General features: G+C 32.0%; 15 protein-coding genes. 8 read left to right on the top strand and 7 right to left on the bottom strand.

Annotated features, from left to right (window positions below; all coding sequences use genetic code 11):
- Positions 1-10 precede the first annotated feature (10 nt).
- From EMN46_RS15830 to EMN46_RS20270, 4 genes are all read left to right on the top strand, one after another.
- Positions 11-1,420 (top strand): TolC family protein, encoded by a 1,410-nt coding sequence (locus tag EMN46_RS15830; protein WP_154201795.1) that lies wholly within the window; start codon positions 11-13, stop codon positions 1,418-1,420.
- Positions 1,421-1,874: 454 nt separating this feature from the next.
- Complete coding sequence (locus EMN46_RS15825) at positions 1,875-2,690, top strand: metallophosphoesterase (RefSeq protein WP_154201794.1); 816 nt, start codon at positions 1,875-1,877, stop codon at positions 2,688-2,690.
- A gap of 47 nt (positions 2,691-2,737) precedes the next feature.
- On the top strand, positions 2,738-3,334 hold the full coding sequence (locus EMN46_RS15820) for a hypothetical protein (RefSeq protein ID WP_154201793.1): 597 nt from the start codon (positions 2,738-2,740) through the stop codon (positions 3,332-3,334).
- An 81-nt stretch (positions 3,335-3,415) separates the two neighbouring features.
- A complete protein-coding gene (locus tag EMN46_RS20270) occupies positions 3,416-3,541 on the top strand; it encodes a hypothetical protein (RefSeq protein WP_255447794.1) in 126 nt (41 codons plus the stop codon).
- Between the two features lie 83 nt (positions 3,542-3,624).
- On the opposite strand, the gene EMN46_RS15810 is transcribed toward EMN46_RS20270, so the two are convergent.
- The 6 genes from EMN46_RS15810 to nadB form a co-directional block, all read right to left on the bottom strand.
- The gene (locus EMN46_RS15810) at positions 3,625-4,965 is read right to left on the bottom strand and encodes an SO_0444 family Cu/Zn efflux transporter (RefSeq protein ID WP_154201792.1); all 1,341 of its coding nucleotides are present in this window, start codon (positions 4,963-4,965) and stop codon (positions 3,625-3,627) included.
- 394 nt (positions 4,966-5,359) lie between these two features.
- On the bottom strand, positions 5,360-7,504 hold the full coding sequence (locus EMN46_RS15805) for a tetratricopeptide repeat protein (RefSeq protein ID WP_154201791.1): 2,145 nt from the start codon (positions 7,502-7,504) through the stop codon (positions 5,360-5,362).
- A 372-nt stretch (positions 7,505-7,876) separates the two neighbouring features.
- On the bottom strand, positions 7,877-10,003 hold the full coding sequence (locus EMN46_RS15800; protein ID WP_154201790.1) for a tetratricopeptide repeat-containing sensor histidine kinase: 2,127 nt from the start codon (positions 10,001-10,003) through the stop codon (positions 7,877-7,879).
- A gap of 252 nt (positions 10,004-10,255) precedes the next feature.
- Positions 10,256-11,182 (bottom strand): quinolinate synthase NadA, encoded by a 927-nt coding sequence (gene nadA / locus EMN46_RS15795; RefSeq protein ID WP_154201789.1) that lies wholly within the window; start codon positions 11,180-11,182, stop codon positions 10,256-10,258.
- Between the two features lie 37 nt (positions 11,183-11,219).
- A complete protein-coding gene (gene nadC, locus EMN46_RS15790) occupies positions 11,220-12,071 on the bottom strand; it encodes a carboxylating nicotinate-nucleotide diphosphorylase (protein ID WP_154201788.1) in 852 nt (283 codons plus the stop codon).
- 2 nt (positions 12,072-12,073) lie between these two features.
- A complete protein-coding gene (gene nadB / locus EMN46_RS15785) occupies positions 12,074-13,654 on the bottom strand; it encodes an L-aspartate oxidase (protein ID WP_154201787.1) in 1,581 nt (526 codons plus the stop codon).
- A 316-nt stretch (positions 13,655-13,970) separates the two neighbouring features.
- Between nadB and EMN46_RS15780 the strand changes: the two genes are divergently transcribed.
- A complete protein-coding gene (locus tag EMN46_RS15780) occupies positions 13,971-14,750 on the top strand; it encodes an HD domain-containing protein (protein WP_154201786.1) in 780 nt (259 codons plus the stop codon).
- A 155-nt stretch (positions 14,751-14,905) separates the two neighbouring features.
- Positions 14,906-15,127 carry a (2Fe-2S)-binding protein gene (locus EMN46_RS15775; RefSeq protein ID WP_154201785.1) on the top strand — a complete coding sequence of 74 codons (222 nt, stop codon included), beginning with the start codon at positions 14,906-14,908 and terminating at the stop codon, positions 15,125-15,127.
- Between the two features lie 130 nt (positions 15,128-15,257).
- Here the strand turns inward: EMN46_RS15775 and trxB are convergent, their stop codons facing one another.
- Positions 15,258-16,232, bottom strand: a complete 975-nt coding sequence (trxB, locus tag EMN46_RS15770; RefSeq protein ID WP_154201784.1) for a thioredoxin-disulfide reductase — start codon at positions 16,230-16,232, stop codon at positions 15,258-15,260.
- 470 nt (positions 16,233-16,702) lie between these two features.
- Here trxB and EMN46_RS15765 point away from each other — a divergent pair, with 470 nt between their 5' ends.
- Both EMN46_RS15765 and EMN46_RS15760 read left to right on the top strand, forming a co-directional pair.
- Positions 16,703-17,119, top strand: a complete 417-nt coding sequence (locus EMN46_RS15765; RefSeq protein WP_154201783.1) for a BT0820 family HAD-type phosphatase — start codon at positions 16,703-16,705, stop codon at positions 17,117-17,119.
- A gap of 341 nt (positions 17,120-17,460) precedes the next feature.
- The coding region (locus tag EMN46_RS15760) for an IS30 family transposase (protein ID WP_154201782.1) at positions 17,461-18,364 on the top strand (904 nt) is incomplete at its 3' end.

Here is an 18,364-nt window from a genome sequence, read left to right as displayed (position 1 = left end):
GATCGAAATAATGAAAAAAAGATATATAATCATCAGTCTGGTAGTAACAGCATTCAGCCTTCAATCCTGTTTTGTTGCTAAGGAATATCAGAAACCTGAAGTTGAAATTCAAGATCAATACAGAAATGTTGCGACATCAGATTCTACTACTTTGGCTAGTATGCCATGGGAAGAATTGTTTACCGATAGTCATTTAAAGAATCTAGTGCATGAAGCGCTAGATTCCAATCTTGACTTATTAATGGCTGTGGAACGCGTAAATGCCGCAGAAGCTTATTTTAAGCAAGGAAAGATGGGATATCTTCCTAGTGTGAATTTAAGTGCAAATGGAGGTCATTACGAATTATCAGACAATAGTTATACGGGTACCGCTGCAGGCGGTAATGGACCAGGTTATGAAAACTACCAGCTTAATGGGAGTGTTTCATGGGAAGCTGATATTTGGGGTAAGATTAGAAGTAATAGAAGAGCATCGCAAGCAGCTTACTTACAGTCAGAAGCTTCACGAAGAGCAGTTGAAAGTGCTTTAGTAGCTAATATGGCTTCTGCTTATTATCAGTTATTAGCTCTGGATTCGCAAGTTGAGGTTGCACAAAGAACGGTAACCAACCGTAAGGAAAGTCTTGAGACGATGAAGAGCTTAAAAGATGCTGGACAGGTTACAGAAGCAGCCGTTAAGCAAACAGAAGCTCAGCTTTATAGTACTCAAATCCTACTATTAGATTTGGAGCAAAATGTGTCATTGCTTGAAAATACAATGTCACTTTTACTAGGTAGATCTGTAAGTACTGTTGATAGAGGAAAGTTAGATGATCAACAAATTAATATTGAATTGAAAATGGGGTTCCCAGTTCAATTATTTAGCAATCGTCCCGATGTGATGGCAGCTGAATTAGGACTTAGAAATGCATTTGAATTAACCAATGTTGCTAAAAGTAGTTTTTATCCTAGCCTTAGTGTGAATGCTACTGTTGGTTTAGAAAGTATCAAATTTGACGATTGGTTTAGTACAAGTTCAATTTTTAATAATGTGATTGGAAATTTGACTCAACCTTTGTTCAATAAAAGAAACATTCGAACTCAATATGAAGTTGCAAAAGCTAAGCAAGCTGAAGCAAAGCATAATTTTAAGAAAAGCTTATTAACAGCTAGCAAAGAAGTTTCGGATGCACTTTACACATATAAGGCAGAAGAAGAACGCTACGAAATAAGAAAATTGGAACTACAAGCATTAACTGATGCGGTTAGTTATTCAGAAGAGTTACTTAACAATGGCTATGCTAATACAACTTACTTAGAGGTGTTAACAGCTAGAAGTAATGCACTTTCTTCAGAACTTAATATGATTGACTCAAAATTCAAGCAATTGAACTCTGTTGTTGAACTATATAAAGCATTAGGTGGAGGATGGAAGAAGTAAGATCTACTTCTTCAAATTGAGCTTAGATATGAAAGACTGTTTTATTGTTAAAGGTTAATATGGCTTCTTTGGTTCCGTATATTATAGGATGTTATTGAATATTTATTATTCTTAAGCAGTAATCAGTTTCTAAGCTTGAATAAAAGATGTTTTATTCTGTAGTGAAGTTTATGTATCTATCAGAAGTTTGTTAGAGCAAATAATATAAGACATGGATTGTTAAATGTGTCTGAGGGTGAGGTGATTATGTGAGGGTTTTGTGTGTCAAAACTTTAATGCATATCATATCTGGTTAATGAATTAGATAAATTTAAAGCTAAAAATTCCCCAAAAATAGGATTATAAAAAGTTATGCCCTCTCAAGAATATTAAACAGGAATGAATACTCCTTCGAGTATTTATTCCTGTTTAATCCTTTAATTCAAAAAAGACTCTGGCTAAATTTAAAATAATAATGCGTAGAAGAGATTTTCTAAAACAGACTGGTATTCTAAGTGCCGTAACTTTGACTGGGCTATTGTCGGCTTGTAATGTTTCCTTTGAATATAGTCCTTACGACGTTGTTGTTGAAAAGAAGTATCAAGATTTAACAGCAAAGAACCTAGCTAAATTAAAGGAATTAGAAGATGGAAAAACATCATTCAAAATTGCCTTTATTTCAGATAGTCATAATTCTTATGACGATTTTGAAGATCAAATAGAAGATATTAATTCTAGGGATGATATTGATTTTGTTATTCATGGTGGTGATTTAACATTAAGTGCTTTGAGTAAAGAATTTACCTGGTTTAACGAGATTATAAGTAAGTTAAAAGTTCCATTTCTAACTGTTATAGGAAATCATGATTATCTCTCTAGTGGAGAAAGTATTTATCAAAAATCCTTTGGACCAACTAGTTATGTTTTCACTTTTAGAGGATGCAAATTTGTGATGTTCGATAATATTATTTGGGAAAATGGTAATAACGATCCTGATTTTGACTGGTTTGAAGAGAATTTAATAAATGATGGTGATTATAATCATGTTATACCTGTTTCTCATATACCACCATGGGGAGATCAAATGAATTATGGTAATGAATTAGCTTTTAATAATATAATGGAAGATAAGGATATTAAACTATCAATACATGGACATACGCATACGTATTATTACGGTAAAAAGTATGGCCAAATTGATTATTTAATTGTGGGTGATACGCCAGATAGAAATTACGCAGTTATCTCAATAGATGAAGCTAATTATGATATTGAAAGAATAGATTTTTAATATTCAATCTGATAACTAAACTTGAGTATTAGAATAAAAAAATGGAAATGGTCCGAAAATTTATATATACGATTATAAGCTTTATTCTTTTTTCTAGCACATTACTGGCTGTAGAAAAAAATAACTTAGCGCAAGATAGTTTAAGGAAGTGGTATAAACCAAGAGCAGCAAAGATACAATATGCTGGTAATATAGGTATTATCTCTATTGGTGCAACTTATTACTTGGTAGACGATTGGTATCAGTTGTCAATCATGTATGGAATGGATAAACATCCTGAACATGAAAGACTTTTAAAAAGTATCGCTTTCAAGAATACATTTTTATTAACGAAATTTCATTATAAAGATTTTGTTTTCAGTCCTATCGTTGGATTAAGTATTAATATTGGCTCTACTCATAATGTTTTTAATAAGTTGCCAGATTATTTTCCAGATGATTATTATTTTCAAAATAAGGTCCATTTTGCTCCCTTTGTAGGTGTAATGGTATATCATCCTTTACCCTTTAAGCTAATTAAAGGCATTGATTTTTATTCAGAATTAGCTACAATGGATAATTATTTGCTTGAGGCTATTCGAACAGATTACGTTAAGTATAGTGAAATTTGGAACTTGTCACTAGGTGTTACGCTCTATTTTTAATTTCTAGAACTACAAGTCTTAAACGATGCGGTTAGTTATTTAGAAGAGTTACTTAACAATGGCTACGCTAATACAACCTATTTGGAAGTATTAACAGCGAGAAGTAATGCACTTTCTTCAGAACTTAATATGATAGACTCAAAATTCAAGCAATTGAACTCAGTTGTTGAACTATATAAAGCATTTGGAGGAGGATGGAAGAAGTAATATTTACTTTCCCATGTGTTGGTTAAAATTAAAAAAAGACAGCTGTTTAGCTGTCTTTTCTAGTATTTATATGTTTGCTTTTATTAGCTATCAATTTCTCCTCCATATTCAAAACCTAAACTTTCGAGTTCTTTTTGTATGATCTCGAGTTCGATTTTATTTCCTGATATACGAAGTTGTTTTTGTTCCAAGTTAACTTTTGCTGAATTAATGTTTTTAAGAGCGCCAATATGCTTTTCTACAGAGTTTTTACAATGATTACAACTCATACCTAATACCGAAATTAAATGTTTGTCTGTTTTATCTACAAGAGTTGTATCGTCGGTTATTTTACGTTTAAGTATTGTCTTTTGAATGTAGCCATTAATGATTAATAGAGTCAATGAAATACTGCTTCCCCATTGTAACCAAAGAGGTAATGAAAAATGCCCATCGTGAGCTCCCATTGTGGCATGTAAACCTTTAAGTGTAAACCATTCTCTAGGTAAAGTATGGTCGATTAGTAAGCCAAAAACAAGGGCTCCCATAATAATTGATATCAGATAGGCAAAGCTTGTTTTCTTTCCCAATACTTTGTTTAGAACCGTAATGGTTGCTGCATTCGTCGCAGGCCCGGCCATCAGAAAAACTAAAGCTGCACCTGGGGAAACACCTTTCATAAGAAGGATTGCTGCAACAGGAACCGATGAGGTTGCACAGATATAAAGAGGAACCGATGCGACTAGAATGATTAACATACCAACAAAATCGTTACCTATATAACTTGCAAAGAAATCATCGGGAAGGGCAACTGAGATAACAGCGGCTAACAGTAAACCAATAACTAACCATTTCGAGATGTCCTGTAGAAAGTCTACAAAGGCATATTTAAACATGGTGTATAGTTTCGAATGTTTTTCGTCTACTTGAGTACCGCAAGAATCGCCACATCCACAACCTTCTTTCGAATTGGTATCACAGTTTTTAACCTCTGATAAAATTTTCTCTTCAATTTTCTCTTCTTTTTTATCGAAGCTATTCGCTAACATACCACCAACATAACCAGTTACTAATGCAATAATTGGACGTATAATGGCAAATGGAAGCCCGAGTAGCGAATAGGTTACTAGAATAGAGTCAACTCCAGTTTGAGGGGTTGATATAAGAAAGGAAACAGTTGAACCTTTACTCGCACCACTTTTATAGAACGATATGCCGGTTGGAATAACACCACAAGAGCATAAAGGCATTGGGATTCCAAGAAGTGCAGCATTAAGTACCGATCTACTATTCTTTTGTCCCATATACTTATCTATGAACTTTTGTGGAATAGCAACCTTTAGAATTCCTGCAAATAAGAAACCTAATAATAAGTAAGGCGACATTTCATTTAATATCTGAATGAAATCGACGATGAATTGTTTAATATATAGAGTAAAGTCCATGTTTTATTTATTAGTTGTGATGACGAAAGTATAAAATATGGAGGAGATTAGCAGTGTATACGAGCGGATTCATTGCTGTTTAGAGAAAAATACCAACATATAGGTATTTTCTATTTTGACTAGAATTAGTTTAATGGCATTAGTTAAAATCCTATTTTACTAAAATACGATAACATTTAAGTGATATCGGAAAATGAAATCCCAATTTTGTTATTAAATGACTCTTGTTTTTAGATTGAAAGATAAAAAGTTAATGATGAGTATATAAGTATTTGTAGTTAGGGTGAGACTCCGTACAAGCTGCAAATGCTTATATAATTTCTTACATTACTGCAGTAGATCTATATTATATGGTGATGTCTTTCGTATACTCGACCTTCTATGATTTAAAGAATTATGCTTCTTTTAATGGAATTGTAAATGTGAAAGTAGACCCCTTACTTTCTTCACTTGTTATCCATATTTTGCCTCCATTGGTTTCAGCAAATTCTTTACAAAGAATTAATCCCAAACCTGTTCCTGTTTCGTTATTAGTACCAAGAGTTGATAAATTACTGCCAATTTTAAATAGTTTTTCTTGCTTGTCTTGGTTTATTCCTATTCCTCTATCTTGAACTGACAAGTGGAGCATTTTATCCTCTACTTTTGTTAATATGATTATTTCTGTTTTTGGATAAGAAAATTTTATGGCATTACTTAAGAGATTTCGAATTATTGTATTAACCATATTAATATCTGCATACACATGTGTGTTTTCTTCAATTTGCGATTTGATCTCTATCGATTTTTCTTTTGCTTTTAATTTTTGAATTTCGATATTCTCCTCGATAACCAATGATAAATTAAAATCGGTGGCGTAATGTTTAATATTACCTAGTTGAGATTTAGACCATTGTAAGAGATTCTCGAGAAGAGAATTTAAATTTCTTGCAGACTGATTTAAATAGGTGTTGTATTCTGCTACTGTTTCAATCTCTTTTGATGAATTACATTCATCATCAATTAAATTTGAAAAACTGAGAATTGCGCCCAAAGGTGATCGTAAATCATGTGCAATAATCGAGGAAAATTTGTCTTTGGTGTTATTAATAAGTTTTAGTTTTTCATTTGATTTCTCCAGTTTAATGTTAAAATCTTTAATTATTTTGTTAGCTCCAAACATTCTTCGCAAAAGGAAAATGATAATTATGAGTATAACAATAGAAATGCCAAAGCTGATAATGAATTGATTTTTCCTTTGAATCTCTTCTTTAAGATTATTCTGGGATAATTCATTTTGTGCTTTTAGCAGATCGTTTTCTTTTTCTTTTTTATCAGTCTCGTAAAGCGTCTGCATTTGGATAAATGTCTCTGATTTTTCATTTTTAATAGATAAGTCTTTTAGAGAGTCATATTCGAAGAAAGCTTTTTCAGCAAGCCCCAAATTTCCTGTTGCAAAATAATATGCCGTTTGTAGTTTTGCTAAATCAAGCTTCTTATTACTTAAGTTTTGATCTTCGGCTAAGGCTTTAGCTTTTGAAAGGAAAAGTCCAGCTTTAGTATATTCTTTTGTCTTTATATATATATTCGCCAGGCATTCATAATTATAAACATAGTCAATTTTAGAGTTATCTTCTTTTGAGATGGTTATAGATTTATTTAAGAAATCAATTGCTTGTTTATATTTGCCTAGTCTATAGTTTATAGAGCCTAGGTTGTGATAATTAGATGAAAGCCCCTGTGTTATATTTCCAGATTTACGTAGTTCTAAAGATTTAAGGTAATAGGTAAGTGCTTTATTGTATTCTTTTAGATCTTCGTAAATTGTTCCAATATTATTATTAGCTATTGCTTGTGAGTAAATGTCGTTATCTTTTTTTGCTAATTTTAGTATCTCATTTTGTTTCGTAAGTGCCTTTCCCCATTGTTTATCAGTACTGTATAAATTTGCAATATTAATAAGACTGTTTATTCTTTGGTCTTCAATATTGTTTTCTTCAATGATAGTATTGGCATTTAAGAAAGCTTGAAGTGCTTTTTTTAAATCGCCACGTTCCATATAAATTGTGCCAAGTTGGTTGAAAGCAAATACTTTATTGAATAGGAATAATTTATGAGTGTATTTATCAGGTTGTTGAGTTATTTTTGTAGCTATTCGATAAGAATGTATGGCTTTTTCAAATTCTGATTGTCTTGAAAAGCAAATTCCACATAATATATGAGCTCTACTAATGAAATAAGAATTATCTATTTTTTTTGCAATTTTAAGGGAAGTATTGTAGTAATATAGTGCAGAATCTAATTGTTTTTTTGTTCTGTAGAGATTTCCCATATCTTGTTGGGTTCTTATTAACAGACTGTCGTTTGAAATCTCTTGTGTGTGTTTTATGAGTCTATTAGCATATACAATACTTAAGTCAATATTTGTCTCTCTGTATTTTTTAAATTGATATTGTAAATGATCAGATATGGAATCTTGGTTTTTATTTTCTGTTGAAAAAACGAAGTTGGTTGAACAGGTTAAAAAAATGAGGAATAAGATTGTGGTTAACTTAGGCATATATGGGGCTTGTAATAGGGTTAATAGGTATAATCATGCATAATAAGAGGTTAGCATAATTTTTTACGCCGAACAAAGGTAATGATTTATATGTAAAATATATTATATGATTGATAGGAATAATTCTAAATAGACTGATAATGAAAGGAATTAAGCTGTTTGTTATGAAGAAGATAAATAGATTATTGTTTTACATGTATCTTTATTTGATTTTAACTCGCTATTGATTAAAACAAGTTGGAAGTAAAACTAAAGTTTAAGATATAGCTAGGGATAAAATATTAATGGCATTCCAGAAGTCATATTATTTGTATTATCAAAAAGCCAATTAAATCTGTTAATTATAGAGATTATTATGTAAAATCCGTTGAATTAAGCCTTTTTTAATGGAATTGTAAATGTGAAAGTAGACCCCTTACTTTCTTCACTTGTTATCCATATTTTGCCGCCATTGGTTTCAGCAAATTCTTTGCAAAGAATTAATCCCAAACCTGTTCCTATTTCGTTATTAGTACCAGGAGTTGATAAGTTATTGCCAATTTTAAACAGCTTCTCTTGCTTGTCTTGGCTTAGGCCTATGCCTTTATCTTGGACCGATAAGTGAAGCATATTCCCGTCAGTTTTTGCAAAAAGTGTAATTTCTGATTTTGGATAAGAAAATTTTATCGCATTATTTAAGAGGTTGCGAATTATTGTATTAACCATGTTTATATCTGCATACACGTGCGTATTTTCTTCAACTTGCGACCTAATATCTATAGATTTTTCTTTTGCTTTTAATTTTTGAATCTCAATATTATCTTCGATAACCATTGATAAGTTAAAATTTGTGGCATAATGCTTAATATTACCTAGTTGAGATTTAGACCATTGTAGGAGATTATCGAGAAGAGAATTTAAATTTCTTGCAGACTGATTTAAGTATGTATTGTATTCTGCTACTGTCTCAATCTCCTTTGAAGAATTGCACTCATCGTCAATTAAATTTGAAAAACTGAGAATTGCACCTAAAGGCGATCGTAAATCGTGAGCAATAATTGAGGAGAATTTGTCTTTTGTATTATTAATAAGTTTTAGTTTTTCATTTGATTCTTCCAATTTATTGTTAAAGTTCTTAATAACCTTGTGAGCTTTTGACATTTTTCGTAAAAGGAATATGATAACTATGAGTATAACGATAGAAATTCCAAAGCTAATAATGAATTGATTTTTTCTTCGTATCTCTTCTTTAAGATTGTTTTGGGTTAATTTATTCTGTGCTTTTAGCAGTTCGTTTTCTTTTTCTTTTTTATCAGTCTCGTAAAGCGTCTGCATTTGGATAAAAGTCTCTGATTTTTCATTCTTTATATATAGGTTTCGCAGAGAGTCATATTCGAAGAAAGTTTTTTCTGCAAGGCCCAAATTTCCTGTCGCAAAATAATATTCCGTTTTAAATTTGGTTAGATTGAGTTCTTTATCTTTCATCTTAACCTCTTTAGCAAGAGACATTGCATCGGAAAGATAGGTATTTGCTTTATCGAATTGTTTCAATTTTGTATAAACCTTGGCTAAAATCTCATAATTATAGATATAATCTATTCTTGATTTTGTTTTTTTAGCAAAATCCAAAGACTTCTCTAAATATTCTATTGCTAAGGTGTAGTTTTTTAAGTAATAGTAAACTGATCCTAGATTATGATAATCTTGACCTAAATTTGTACTGCCTTGAATTTGTGCTTTTTCATCAATTTTGAAAGCCTTAAGGTGATAGTCAAGCGCTTTTTGATATTCCTTTTTTTCTTCATAGGCTGTGCCTAGATTAGTATATATTATTGCAGTTTGGGATTGATTGATTTTAGTAGATTTCAGAAGATTATTTAATTTTAATATAGAGAGATCCCATTGTTTTTTATTGCTATATGTGTTAGCTATGTTTATCAGTGCACTAAATTTCAGATCATTTATGTTAAAAGTTTCTACAAGTTTATTAGCTTTTAAATACACATCTAATGCCTTTGAGTAGTTTCCTAAGTCAGAATAAATATGTCCTAACTCGATATAAGAAATAGCTTCATATCTTTTAAGGTTATTATTCTTAGATAGGTTTAAAGCAATTTTATATTGCTTTTCAGCTTTGAATAATTGAGAACGATTATTGTAATTATTCCCAATGAATAAATGTGATCGGACTATTAAGTAGTGGTTATTTGCTGCACTAGCAAGTTGTAAAGCATCTTCGTATTGCTTTAATGATGAGTCTAATTTAAAATGTAATTGGTATGCAAAGCCTAAGTTTTGTTGTGTCGTAATTGCAAGACTATCGTTCAAATTTTCATAATAGTGATTTATGAGTTTTTGTGCAAAGTAATTACATGAATCAATATCTGTTTCTTGGTATTTGTAGAATTGGGTTTTTAGGTAATTAGATATAGAATCCTGAGTTTTATTTTCTATTGAAAAACTAAGGTTAGTTGTACAGGTGAAAAAAATGAGAAATATGAATGTGGTTAATTTAGACATATATGTGGCTTGTAATAGGGTTAATAGGTATAATCATGAATAATAAGAGGTTATCATGATTTTTTCGAAGAGCAAAGATAACGTTTTCTATATAAAATAGAGTGTAAAATAGTTAGAATGCTTATAAATCGACTTGTGATGGAAGGAATTAATTGTTTTATTATGACAGAAATAGCTTAGTTTATCTCTGTTTTAAAGGTGTTGTATGCACATAAAAAAAGCCTTGTCATATACTGACAAGGCTTAAAATATTTATCCAATTTCTAACATTCGACTAATAGAGAGTCGTGCTTTTTTCGATATTTCAGGATCTATTACAACTCGATATTGTTCGTAAAGTAAGGCTTCATATAAACCTTTCAGTGTAACTTTTTTCATCGAGCTACAAATAACTTTAGGATCAACAAGAATAAATTCTTTATCAGGATTCTCTTTTTGAAGTTGATGTAATGTGCCTTTTTCTGTTGCAATTATAAACTGTTTTTTATTCGACTCTTTGGCATGTTTAATTATGCCAGAAGTTGCATAAAAAAAAGTGCTTGGATGATTTAATATTGCATCATCACTAGAACAACTACTTTCTGGATGAATTAGAATATCTGCCTCAGGATATTGTTGATGCATATCTAATACCAATTTTGAAGATATGAATTCATGAACACAGCAATCTCCATCCCAAAGTTCCATATTAGAACCGGTTTCCTTATTCAAATAAGCACCTAGATTCTTATCTGGCGTAAAGAATATTTTTTGATCCTTACCTAAATGTTCTATGACTTTTATTGCGTTTGACGAGGTACAACAATAGTCTGTCTCTGCTTTAACTTCAGCAGTTGTATTTACATAGGATACAACTAAACCATCTGGGTTAGCATCTTTCCATTTTCTAATATCAGCAGCAGTAATGCTTTCAGCTAAAGAGCAACCGCAAGCTTGAGCTGGTATTAAAACCTTTTTTTCTGGAGAGGTTATTGCAGCCGTTTCAGCCATAAAATGAACACCACAAAATACAATTATATCAGCTGTAGTCTCAGCGGCCTGACGTGCTAAACCTAAAGAATCTCCTATGTAATCTGCGAGGTCTTGAATATCTGGGTCAGTATAATAATGTGCAAGAATAACAGCATTTTTCTGCGTTTTCAAGCTTTTAATCTGTTCGATTATGTCTTGTTTTTCCATCTTAATATTTGATGTAATTAAAAGTTTACAATGCTATTTATAATTGGCAAATATTCTGACTTATATCTAATGCAATAACCGAATGAGTTAAAGCACCTACTGAAATTACATCAATACCTGTTGCAGCAACACTTTTTAAACGTGAAATGTTCATATTTCCTGAGGCTTCAACAAGACATCTATTATTTATACGTTTTACAGCTTCTGTCATTAGCTCATTGCTCATATTGTCAAGCATAATAATGTCAGCACCTGCATTTATAGCTTGAGCAACCTCGTCAAGATTAGTAGTCTCAACTTCAATTTTAATATCAGCAGCGATTGCTTTTCTTACCTGATTTACGGCTTTTTCAATACCACCAGCAATTTTAATATGATTGTCCTTAATCATAGCTAAATCGAATAAACCAATGCGGTGATTAGTTCCGCCACCCATTTTAACTGCATATTTATCGAAGATACGTAGTCCAGGAACAGTTTTACGTGTATCTAGAATTTTCACTTTTGTGCCTTCAACTTCTTTTACGTATTTAGCCGTTTCGCTTGCTATACCCGATAAGCGTTGAAGAAAATTTAAAGCTAATCGTTCTCCTGTAAGAAGGGCTCTAAAGCTAGCTTCAATTTCAACAATTAAATCACCTTTCTTTACTTGGTCACCATCTTTCACATTAGGTTGCCATATAAGATTGGTGTCTAATTTTTCAAAAACTCTTTTAGCAATTGGTAAACCTGCAATTACGCCATCAGCTTTTGCTGTCATAGTAGCTTTTGCTGTTGCATTTTCGGGAATTATACTATTGCTTGTAATATCACCTGTTCCAATATCTTCGCGAAAGGCGTGATCTATAATGAAATCGACTTCTTGTTTGTTTAGTCCGGTTTCTTCCATATTTATTGGTTGTTTTCTACGGGAACAAAGCGCAAGTCTTTGTCTTTGGTTTGTATTGAATGAGCTAAAAAGGATTTGCTGACGTGATCAAAATCACTTCGAATATGACCTCCACGACTTTCTTCTCTTTGAAGAGCAGCTTTGGCCATAATATTGCAAACTTGTAATAAGTTTAGCAGTCTAGTACTGTAATATTCATTATCCTCTAAAGGGAAATCTTTTTTTATAGATTCTAAGGTATTTATTAGATCACAAATTTCTTTTTGGCAACGAACAATACCAAGTTGGTTATTCATTAAATCTGCAATTTGATTCACTTGACTTAAGAACTTTTCTTCTAATTCTGGATTAGAATGTAGTTTTATTGAGTTAAATTCAGGTTTAGTTGAATTGGTCGATTGCTTATTTGCATGAATAATTGCACGCTTACCAAAGACCAAACATTCTAAAAGTGAATTGGATGCAAGTCTATTTGCTCCCATAACACCTGATGAAGCAAGTTCTCCAAAACAGTATAAATTAGAAACATTTGTTTCAGCATCTAAACTAGTTCGAACACCACCAACCATATAGTGAGCAGCAGGAGCGATGGGTACTCGTTTGCACATATCTACTCCTAAATCAGCACATCTTTTAAGAAGTGTTGGAAAGCGTTGTTTTATAATGTTGGAGTCGAGATGATCAAGTGTCAAGTAGACATAGTCGTCATTATTGTCTTGCATTTGCTCAAATATTGAGCGGGCAACAATATCACGAGGAGCAAGTTCTGCTAATTCATGTTTATTTAGCATGAAACGTTCTCCTTTTTTATTATACAAGTACGCACCTTCTCCACGAACGGCTTCACTTATTAAAAAGGTTTCACCAGTTTTAGAGTAGAAAGCTGTTGGATGAAATTGAATAAATTCCATATCTTCAACTTCAACACCTTCGGCAAATGCTAAAGCAATACCATCACCAACAGTTGTTTCTGGGTTGGTTGTTCTGCGATATATAGCTGAAGCACCACCCATAGCTAAAAATGTATTTTTAGCTGTTACTTTAAGGTTTGTATTATCAATATTATTGTATGTAAGCGCACCAAAACATTGTCCATTTTTACAAAGTAATTTATAAACAAGTTGATTTTCAATGACTTCAATTTTTTTGTTATCTAGCGTCTTTTGAATAAGAAATTTAATTAATTCTTTCCCCGTAGAATCGCCACCTGCATGTAATATTCTTCTTTTGTGATGACCACCTTCGAGACCGCGAGATAAATGACCTTCAAATGTGTCAAATTGCATCCCCATCTCTATAAGATCTTTGATTCTTTCAGGACCTTCGTTTACGAGCGTGTTAACGGGAGAAAAATCACATAATCCACCTCCAGCTATAAAGGTATCTTCTTGATGAAAATCAGGAGAGTCGTCAGGATTTGTAACTGCAGCAATACCGCCCTGGGCATAATAGGAATTACTAACATTAATTTTCGCTTTAGTTACAATAACTACGCGACCAAACTTGGATGCGTAATTAGCTGCATAAAGTCCAGCTAATCCACTACCAATAATCAAAAAATCACACTCTTTTTCTGTAGACATCTTTTTGAAATCAATTTTATTCTTTCCGAATAAAGACTTATAATCTTGATGCGAAAATAATACTTTTTAACGGTTTAGCTCATAAAAATATAATCTAAAATTAAGATTTGCTTGAGCTTTTCCATTACTGAAATTGGTTTTTAAAATTGTTTTTAATTTTTATTTAAAATATTGACTTCCTTTAATGACTTGATTGATATGTGAATATCCTTTGATGAAATTATATAAGGCCTAAAAAAAAATTCTCGTGTTTAAAAACCTTTTACAATTTGATGAAATAATGTAGTTTTGCAAGAATTATCAAATTAGATATAAAGTGATACAAGAATCCTATAATAAGATTAGAACTTGGTATGATGCTTATATTTCGGAATTTTCGAGTGAAGATTCAGAGATATTAATGAATATCAACTTAATTAAAGAACACGCCTTTCGTGTAGAAGAAAATGTGATGGAGTTGGCAACAACTATAGATCTTGATGAATCAGACTTATTTTTACTAAAGATTAGTGCCGTTTTACATGATATTGGTCGTTTAGAGCAACTCGTAAAGTCTGGAACTTATGTTGATGATGAGGAATCGAATCATATTCAAATTGGACTGAAAGTGATTGAGGAACATGAAGTTCTAAGTGTTTTAAATGAGAGAGAAAGGCAACTTGTTGTTGATTGTGTGAATAACTATGACACAAATAAATTACCTGAAGTTGAAGATGATCAATTTCTTACTTTAATTTATTTGCTTCGTGATGCAGATAGAATTGATGTATTAAGGATTGTGTCTGATTACTATACACATAAGAAAGTTTATCCTAATAGTCGTTTAGATATGGATCTTAAGGATACGCCTGGTATTTCTAAGAAAATATATAAAGCTGTAATGAATGATAAAGTCGCGAATCGTGATGATGTTCAAAATTTAAATGATTTGAAGTTGTCGCAAATGTCTTGGATTTTTGATATGAATAACAAGAAAAGCTTTAAGATGATAAGTGAAGGAGGATATGTAAAATCAATTTTTGAGACACTTTCTAAAAGTGATGATGTGATTGATATGTATCGAAATATGAAGATCTTTATGGAGAATCAATTGTAAGATTCAATCAGCATATCAATAATATCTATGTAGACTCATTTTAAATAATGAGTCTTTTTTATATCTTTGTTCTTAGTAGTGAGGTTTAGCAGTTGAAAGATATTGTAATTGAGCAGAGCCTTTAATGTGTGTAAATGTAGAAAATACAAGATATAATGAGAGATATTGTTTGTAATTGTCAGATGGTTGACAGAGATACTATAGATAAAGCTATTCATGAAAAATATGCTACCACTATCGAAGAAATTCGTCGATATACTGGAGCTAATACAGGATGTGGTAAGTGTATGAGTTATATTAACTCAATTCTAGATTCTGAAGTTCCTAAGGTAGCCGCAAAAAAGCCCGAAGCAAGTAATCGGTTTAAATTATGGTAAGCTAAATGTTTTAAATAGATATGAAACGCTCTTTATAAAAAGGAGCGTTTTTTTATTTGCCAATATTAGGTAAGAAACCAAAAATGCCACCAATAAATGGTGGCATTTTAATGTTTTATATTGTGTGAAATTACTCGCGTTCAGCAAGAAATTTTTCAGCATCGATTGCTGCCATACAGCCAGAACCTGCCGAAGTAACAGCTTGACGATAAACAGAATCTTTAAGGTCTCCGCAAGCGAATACTCCAGGAACATTAGTTCGAGTTGAGTCTGGTTCTGTAATAACATAACCATTAGCATCAGTAGTGATAAATTGCTTAAAGAAACCTGAGTTTGGTGTATGACCAATAGCTAAGAAGAAACCATCAACTTTGATTTTAACTTCTTGTTCATCGTCATGGCCAAGACGCTTAATTAATGTTACACCTTCAACAACGCCATCACCTGTAATTTCTTTTGTGTTGTGTTCGTAAAGAACTTCAATATTCTCAGTACGATTTACACGGTCTTGCATAGCTTTTGATGCACGTAAAAATGGCTTACGAACAATTAAGTATACCTTATTACAAAGACCTGCTAGGTATGTTGCTTCTTCAGCAGCAGTGTCACCACCACCAACAACAGCTACATCTTTACCACGGTAAAAGAAACCATCGCAAGTAGCACAAGCGGAAACGCCCGATCCTGCATATGTCGTTTCTGTCTCAAGGCCTAAGTATTTAGCAGTTGCACCAGTTCCTAAAATAACAGATTCAGCTTCGATGGTTTTGTTACCATCAACAACCACTTTGTGTGGATATGAAGAAAAATCTACAGAAGTAACAAGTCCCCAACGGCAATCAGTACCAAAACGTTCAGCTTGTTTTTTAAGATCAGCCATCATTTCAGTGCCTGTAATACCTTCTGGGTATCCAGGGAAATTATCAATTTCAGTGGTTGTTGTTAATTGACCACCAGGTTGCATTCCTTCTATAATTACTGGACTAAGATTTGCGCGAGCTGCGTATATAGCAGCTGTATATCCAGCAGGACCTGATCCAATAATTAGACATTTTACTTTTTCAATATCACCTTTAGGTGTTGTCGTTTTGTTTTCTACGTTCATAATCTTAAGAGGATCTATTTATGTTTTTTTGTTCTAATTCTAAATAACTTTGTGTGAGCAAATTTATAAAATATCTATATAAGTTCAGATGTTCAAACTCTTAATTTACTTAAGTTATCAGTATAATTTCTATTTATTTATTGTATCTTAATAATTATTGTATCTAATATAAATTGATTATGATGAAGTTTGTTTAGTGTGTGTTATGTGTATGTTGTTGTCTTTGAGCTGGTAGTTAAGATTGTTGTTCTTTGTGTTTAAACTGTTTTTCTAATAAAATGTAACCAAAGGGAGTTACTAATAAGTTCATTTTTTAGAATCAGTTCTAAATAGTAGTGCTTGTGTGGTATGGAAAGTAAATAAGCGTAAAGCAAAAAAAACATGCGTTTTAAACTTGAATATCCTATACTTTTAATAATTTAAGACATTGATAAATTAAAACTTTAAGCTAAAATATTCAACTCGTAAAAATGAAGATAGCAGTAGATTTTGATGGTACAATAGTGGAGCATCGATACCCTTATTTAGGTAAAGAAATACCTTTTGCCTTTGATAGTTTAAAGTTGATTCAAAAGCAAGGACATGATTTGATTTTATGGACTTACCGTTCTGGAAAAGAATTAAAAGAAGCCGTTGAGTATTGTAGAACCAATGGTCTTGAGTTTTATGCTGTGAATAAAAATTATCCAGAAGAGGTTTTTGATGAAAGCATTAGTCGAAAAATAAATGCTGATATTTATATTGATGACCGTAATTTTGGTGGTTTGCCTGATTGGGGTGCTATTTACCTTAAAATTGTTGGAAAAGAATATAACGCTTCTTTAATATTTGAGCAGAAAAATGCAAGTGGATTAAATAAGCTCTTCAGAAAGTATTTTATGAAGTGATGTCAATAGGTAATACGAGTCGTTTTTGGCTAAAATTAAATTTATTTGATTAAATGGAATTCTCAAGTGACTTTTAAATGTATATTGAAAGTTTGTGGTTATAAGGTGTTTATGTTTGATCTTAAGGTTGATTCGTTTATTGATACCAGGGAATTGGAAGAGTATAATTTATCAGATTTCATTAAATCTTAGATTCAAGTCACAAATGCAACTGATGGGATTTTAGATGAAAAAAGGAGATATATTTTTTCAAGACAATGAGGAGAATTAGTCTCACCCATTGTCTATGTGGAATAAAAGTCTTTTTTTTACCACTAAAATCGCCAAACTAAAGTTGTAATATGGGACAATTAACCAGAGAACAAAGATATACTATTTCGGTAATGAAAGGAAGCGGCTACCAACAAATTGAGATAGCCAAAGCCATCGGAAAGGATAAATCAGTAATAAGTAGAGAATTAAAGAGAAACTGTGATCTAAGAAATGGAGAATACAGATATGAATTAGCTCATACTAAATACTTAAATCGTCTTTCTAAAAAGGCAAAATATCGAAATTTCACTCCAGTATTAAAAACTCAAGTAGAGGTTTTGATAAGAGAAGATTATAGTCCAGAACAGGTTGTAGGTCGCTTGAAAGCACAAGGACAAGCCTGTGTTTCACATGAGTGTATTTATCAACATATTTGGGCTGATCTGAAAGCTGGAGGTGATCTTTATACACACCTTTGGAGAAATAAAAAAAGGTACCGAAAAAGAGGAGGTGCTAAGGATACTCGTGGTCAATTAAAGAACCGTATTGGTATTGAAAAACGTCCAACAATAGTTGATGAAAAGTCAAGGTTTGGAGACCTAGAAATAGATACGGTGATGGGGAAAAATCATAAAGGTGCTTTACTGACTATTAATGATAGACTCACAGGTATGGTTTGGATACGTCTCTTAGAAGGCAAAGAAGCTGAGCCGCTTGCAAAAGAAACTGTTGAGGCGCTAAATCCAATAAAAGATTTGCTACATACAATAACGGCAGATAATGGGAAGGAGTTTGCTAAACACCAGCAGATTGCTGAACAACTTAATTTGGATGTCTATTTTGCCAGACCGTATCATTCTTGGGAAAGAGGTGCTAATGAAAATACGAATGGTTTAATTAGACAATATTTCATTAAAGGATCTTCTTTTGATGGAATAACAAATGAAAAAGTACAATGGGTTCAAGATAAACTAAATAATAGGCCTAGAAAGC

This window comes from Ancylomarina sp. 16SWW S1-10-2, from assembly GCF_009669305.1.
Lineage (GTDB): Bacteria > Bacteroidota > Bacteroidia > Bacteroidales > Marinifilaceae > Ancylomarina.
Note: the sequence above shows the minus strand (reverse complement) of the source record. Positions and strands in the feature narration are given on the sequence as shown.